The sequence below is a fragment of the Nocardioides cremeus genome, from assembly GCF_030518195.1.
GTDB lineage: Bacteria > Actinomycetota > Actinomycetes > Propionibacteriales > Nocardioidaceae > Nocardioides > Nocardioides cremeus.
In genome coordinates this window covers 1-2,013 of the sequence record NZ_JAULSC010000055.1, presented here as the reverse complement: position 1 = coordinate 2,013, position 2,013 = coordinate 1, and the positions used below count along the sequence as shown (strand labels likewise).

The window sequence follows — 2,013 nt, the reverse complement described above, 5'->3', positions numbered from 1 at the left end:
GATGGTCGCGGACTTGTCGCCGCGGGTGGCGGTGGGCTTGGTGACGGTGTCGGGGACGCCGGCGGGGGTGACCTCGTTCGACGGGTCGCTCGCCGTCGAGGTGCCGATGGCGTTGGTGGCGACCACGGTGAAGGTGTAGGCGGTGCCGTTGGTCAGACCGCCGATGGTGGCGGTGGTGGCGTCGGCATCGACGCTCTTCGACACGGCGTCGGGGGTGCTGGTGATGGTGTAGCCGGTGACCGGGGACCCGTTGCCGGACGGCTTGGTCCAGGTGATGGTCGCGGACTTGTCGCCGCGGGTGGCGGACGGCTTGGTGACGGTGTCGGGGACGCCGGCGGGGGTGACCTCGTTCGACGGGTCGCTCGCCGTCGAGGTGCCGATGGCGTTGGTGGCGACCACGGTGAAGGTGTAGGCGGTGCCGTTGGTCAGACCGCCGATGGTGGCGGTGGTCTGGTCTCCGGGGACGGTCTTCGACACGGCGTCGGGGGTGCTGGTGATGGTGTAGCCGGTGACCGGGGAGCCGCCGTCGTCCGACGGCGCTCGCCAAGACACGACCGCGGAACGATCCCCCCGCTGGGCGAAAACCTGGCTGGGATAGCTCGGTGCGGCAACCCCGATGCGGAAGTTGAGTCTGCTGAGGTCGAGTTCGGGGGACTGGTTGGCTCGGTACGCCGTGTAGTTGCCGTGGTTGTCGTAGAGCTGGATGAGGGTGAGTTCGGCGGGTCCGCTGGCCCAGTTGTCGTCGATGGTGGCGGTTGTGCCGGTGCTGTCGCCGTACTGGGTGACGTACTTCGCGCGCCCGGAAGCATCGGTGTAGTGGAGGAGGACGCTGTCGATGCTGCTGTCCTCGGTGATGTCCCAGGTGTAGGTGATCTGGTCGCCGGCGGTGAAGGGGCCCGTCGGCGACATCTCGATCGAGTTCAAGACAGGGCCCACTGTGTCGGCCTGCGTGCCGGTCACCTCGAAGTTGAGTCTGCTGAGGTCGAGTTCGGGGGACTGGTTGGCTCGGTACGCCGTGTAGTTGCCGTGGTTGTCGTAGAGCTGGATGAGGGTGAGTTCGGCGCGTCCGCTGGCCCAGTTGTCGTCGATGGTGGCGGTTGTGCCGGTGCTGTCGCCGTACTGGGTGACGTACTTCGCGCGCCCGGAAGCATCGGTGTAGTGGAGGAGGACGCTGTCGATGCTGCTGTCCTCGGTGATGTCCCAGGTGTAGGTGATCTGGTCGCCGGCGGTGAAGGGGCCCGTCGGCGACATCTCGATCGAGTTCAAGACAGGGCCCACTGTGTCGGCCTGCGTGCCGGTCACCTCGAAGTTGAGTCTGCTGAGGTCGAGTTCGGGGGACTGGTTGGCTCGGTACGCCGTGTAGTTGCCGTGGTTGTCGTAGAGCTGGATGAGGGTGAGTTCGGCGCGTCCGCTGGCCCAGTTGTCGTCGATGGTGGCGGTTGTGCCGGTGCTGTCGCCGTACTGGGTGACGTACTTCGCGCGCCCGGAAGCATCGGTGTAGTGGAGGAGGACGCTGTCGATGCTGCTGTCCTCGGTGATGTCCCAGGTGTAGGTGATCTGGTCGCCGGCGGTGAAGGGGCCCGTCGGCGACATCTCAATCGAGTTCAAGACAGGGCCCACCGTGTCGACCTCCGGGCTGGGGCGATCAGCAACCTCGAAGGTGGCGGTGGAGAAGTCGAAGTTGTGGGTGGTGGGGCCTGATGCGCCGCTGGGTACCTTCATGACTTCGCCGCCAGCGGGGAAGTAGTACGCCTCGTTGCCGTCGCTGTGGTCGCGGATGGCGATGGAACTCAGCGTGTAGGTGCCGTCAGCCCAGTCGTTGGGTATCAGGGCGGTGATGGTGCCTGTCATCGCGATGGTCGATGGGTTGTCGGCTCGGAGCTGACGGTTCTTCCCGACTGGATCGGTGTAGTTGAAGACCAGCCTGGTCACGACGCCGGAGTCGTCGGTCACCTCGTAGTCCATGTCTACGGTGTCGCCCGGCGTCAGGGTGGTGGGGGAGGTCATTGTGAA

Annotated in this window: 1 protein-coding gene; it reads right to left on the bottom strand. The window is 65.9% G+C overall.

Features of this window, described 5'->3' with window-relative positions:
• On the bottom strand, window positions 1-1,965 hold a 1,965-nt coding region (locus tag QWJ41_RS20685; protein WP_302710358.1), incomplete at its 3' end, for a fibronectin type III domain-containing protein.
• Window positions 1,966-2,013: the final 48 nt, after the last annotated feature.